Source organism: Microcystis sp. LE19-41.2A, assembly GCF_027530405.1.
GTDB lineage: Bacteria > Cyanobacteriota > Cyanobacteriia > Cyanobacteriales > Microcystaceae > Microcystis > Microcystis aeruginosa.
This window is the reverse complement of the sequence record NZ_JAPZQJ010000202.1, coordinates 1-2952: the sequence shown is the minus strand read 5'-3', so window position 1 is coordinate 2952 and position 2952 is coordinate 1. Positions and strand designations below refer to the sequence as shown.

Genomic DNA, 2952 nt, shown 5'->3' with positions numbered 1-2952 from the left:
GCTTGTGTTCGTTCGTGGAGAGCTTTGTTGTAAACTAATCTTACACAGCCCAATGTGCGCCGCAATAGCGACTCTTGTTCTGGTGTCGGGTAAAATCGGTAAGAATAGGCTTTTTCCATGTCTCATATTTTAGCATATATTTCGTAAATGTGCTAATATTTAACAGCAAAGCCGCCGTAAAACGGCGGGGTTTCAGACCCAAATTTTCGATGATCTCGCCCTCGCTCAATTCACCAGAGCGCTCGAACTCGATCCGAACTATACCGAAGCTTACCTCGGTCGGGGCATGATTTACACGATTCGCGAACAATGGCGGCCGGCGTTTCAAGACCTGAACACCGCGATCCGACTAAACCCCCGCGCTGCCTACGCTTACCATTTCCGCGGATACGTCCATCTCGCATTTAACCAGAGACAAAATGCGATCGCCGATCTAACAACGGCCGCCGAATTATTTCGCCAGCAGGGAAACACAGAAATGTACAACAGCGCCATAGAAGCACTACGGCAGATAGGTGCGTAAGTTGCAAGGGAGAGCGATCGCTCTCCCCCTCTAAACTTTTGTGAAAAAAGCAACCTGAAGACTTAAAACTTAATCGCATAATTGGGAAAAAACCAACGATAACATCCTTGCAAGTATCCCTCGACTAAAGAGGAGCCAATCCGATGAAACCAATTACTTTCACCCTATCGGTGCTACTGGCCACCACTGGCCTACTCGTTCAACCCGGAGGCTTCCTGATGGAAAACGTTCCACCCCTCCTCGCGCAGGAGCAGACCGCTTCTAGAGTCTATCAGAAAGCCAGCCCCGCCGTCGTCACCGTCAAAAATGGCAGCGGCCACGGTAGCGGCTTTCTCGTCAGTCCTGACGGTATCATCATTACCAACGCCCACGTTGTTGCGGACGGACCCCGGGTGGTGACGGTGAAATTTTCCAACGGACAGCAGGCCTCGGCAGACGTGATCGGCTTCGCTAAAAATGGCGTGGATCTGGCCGTCCTGCGGATTTATAACCGCCAAAACCTGCCCTATCTTCCCCTGGCCCGTCCGAACTCCGCCAAAGTCGGCGAAAGCGTTTTCGTCATCGGCACACCCTTAAACGAGGACTATCAAAACACCCTCACCCAGGGCATTATCAGCCGTCTCGACCCCGAAAAAGGCATTGTGCAACACAACGCTAATATCAACAAAGGCAATTCCGGCGGGCCGCTTTTGAATTCACGGGGGGAAGTGGTGGGGGTTAACGTCGCAGGCGATATCGGGAGTTACGTTTACGACGGTGCGGGAAACCCGATCGGCCTTACCCAGAGCGGCATTAATTTCGCCGTTTCCCTCGATCGCCTGCAAGCTTTCCTCACCGCAGTTAAAACAGGCGATGTCTCCACCGTCTCAACATTAGGACAGGACGATCGGATACAGTTACTCGCCCTCCCTCTTAACGGTCAGACCGTTCAAGGCAACTTGACCAAAGACCAAAACGAGCAATATTACGGGTTCGAGGGTCGTGCCGGACAGAAAATCGTTCTGGATATGAACAGCAACGAGATCGCTCCCTATCTTGTCCTCTATCGCGTTCTCCAATCTTCCGAGGGGACAAAATACCCACAGGTCGCCCGTAGTAACCAGCGTGTCGATCGCGCCCCCGGGGATTTTAACGCTCGACTCGTAACCGAATTACCCGCCGATGGAGTTTATATCCTAGTGGCTACCTCTCGCGAAGGGGGTGAATCGGGTCGCTACACCCTCAACGCCGCCGCTAACCCTTAAATAATCCCATTTTGACCCTAATCACGATTCTAATCCCTATTTTCTGAGGAACTATCCCTATGAACTCTAGATATATTTCCCACCGTCTCGCTTGCGTCGGCCTCCTCGCCACTGTCCTCCTCGGTGGTATCGCCCCCGGTTTCAGCCAATCGACCACCCCGAATGGCGTCACCTTCTTCTGTAAAGAGGTGTTCGATCGCGCATCGGGAGGAAAAATACCCGCTACCCTCGCTTGGATTCCCCAAAGAAGCGGCAATGTGCGGATTATCGGCTGGAAATCGGAATATTTCTCCAAACGTTCCCCGGTTCGTTGCGAGGAAGTCACGAAAAAATTCCAGGAAGCATATAATCAAGGGCGTTTTAACTATCTCACCACCGGCCGGGCGAAAGGATACCCGATCATCTGCAGCGTTTCACGATCCGGCGATCCCTGCGATGGTAATAGCCAACTTTTTACCCTTAAACCCCACGATAATCCAGATTTAGTCTTGCAACAACTCATGGACATCCTAGAGGGGAAAAGCTCGGATATGCTCCTCCAGAATTCCGGAGATAAAACCTATATCTCGATGACGGAGTTTTTCGCCAAAGCACCACTCGCCGATCGCGACGCGCCCTGTGGTACGAGATCTGCTGGCCCGCAAAATAATTGCGTTCCCACCCGCTAGAATTTTCGCTGTTTTACCCCGAATTTCCCCATAATAACCATGTTGAAACCCTTTCCCCTACTCCTAAGCCTCCTACTTCTGCCCGTCGTACCGGTTAAAGCGCTATCCCCTTTCTCTGCTCCGGCGATCGTGGCGGAAGACAGCCCAAACGCGCAGATCGAGCGATCGATCCGTCAAGTCACTGTTAAGATTACTAGCGAGATAAATCGGGGATCGGGAATCATTATCGGGAAAAAAGGCAGTATATATCTCGTTTTGACCAACGCTCACGTTATCCGCGGCGCGAAAACCCTACAGATCCAAACCCACGACGGCCAAACCCGCACAGCCTTGATCGCGCCGAATTCCCTTTTAAAAGATAAGGATCTGGCCCTAGTGGAGTTTAGCGATACCCGGGATTATCCGATCGCCACCATCGCGGAGTTTACCCCCAATCAAGACAGGATCGGTTTAGAAGTGGTGGCCGCGGGATATGTTGCCGAAACGGGACAGTATCGGACGACAAAGGGAACCCTCG

5 protein-coding genes are annotated in these 2952 nt (G+C 52.0%); 4 read left to right on the top strand and 1 reads right to left on the bottom strand.

The features are described from left to right. On the bottom strand, positions 1-119 hold a 119-nt coding region (locus tag O9290_RS09010), incomplete at its 3' end, for a helix-turn-helix domain-containing protein (protein ID WP_287722398.1). Between the two features lie 167 nt (positions 120-286). Here O9290_RS09010 and O9290_RS09005 point away from each other — a divergent pair. From O9290_RS09005 to O9290_RS08990, 4 genes are all read left to right on the top strand, one after another. Then, positions 287-523 carry a tetratricopeptide repeat protein gene (locus O9290_RS09005; RefSeq protein WP_288056283.1) on the top strand — a complete coding sequence of 79 codons (237 nt, stop codon included), beginning with the start codon at positions 287-289 and terminating at the stop codon, positions 521-523. 143 nt (positions 524-666) lie between these two features. Beyond that, positions 667-1767: a S1C family serine protease gene (locus O9290_RS09000; RefSeq protein WP_052275773.1), complete on the top strand. Its 1101-nt coding sequence runs from the start codon at positions 667-669 to the stop codon at positions 1765-1767. Between the two features lie 59 nt (positions 1768-1826). Next, entirely contained in the window at positions 1827-2435 is a 609-nt protein-coding gene (locus tag O9290_RS08995) for a COP23 domain-containing protein (protein ID WP_002763038.1), read from the top strand. A 39-nt stretch (positions 2436-2474) separates the two neighbouring features. Then, on the top strand, positions 2475-2952 hold a 478-nt coding region (locus O9290_RS08990), incomplete at its 3' end, for a S1 family peptidase (RefSeq protein ID WP_288056280.1).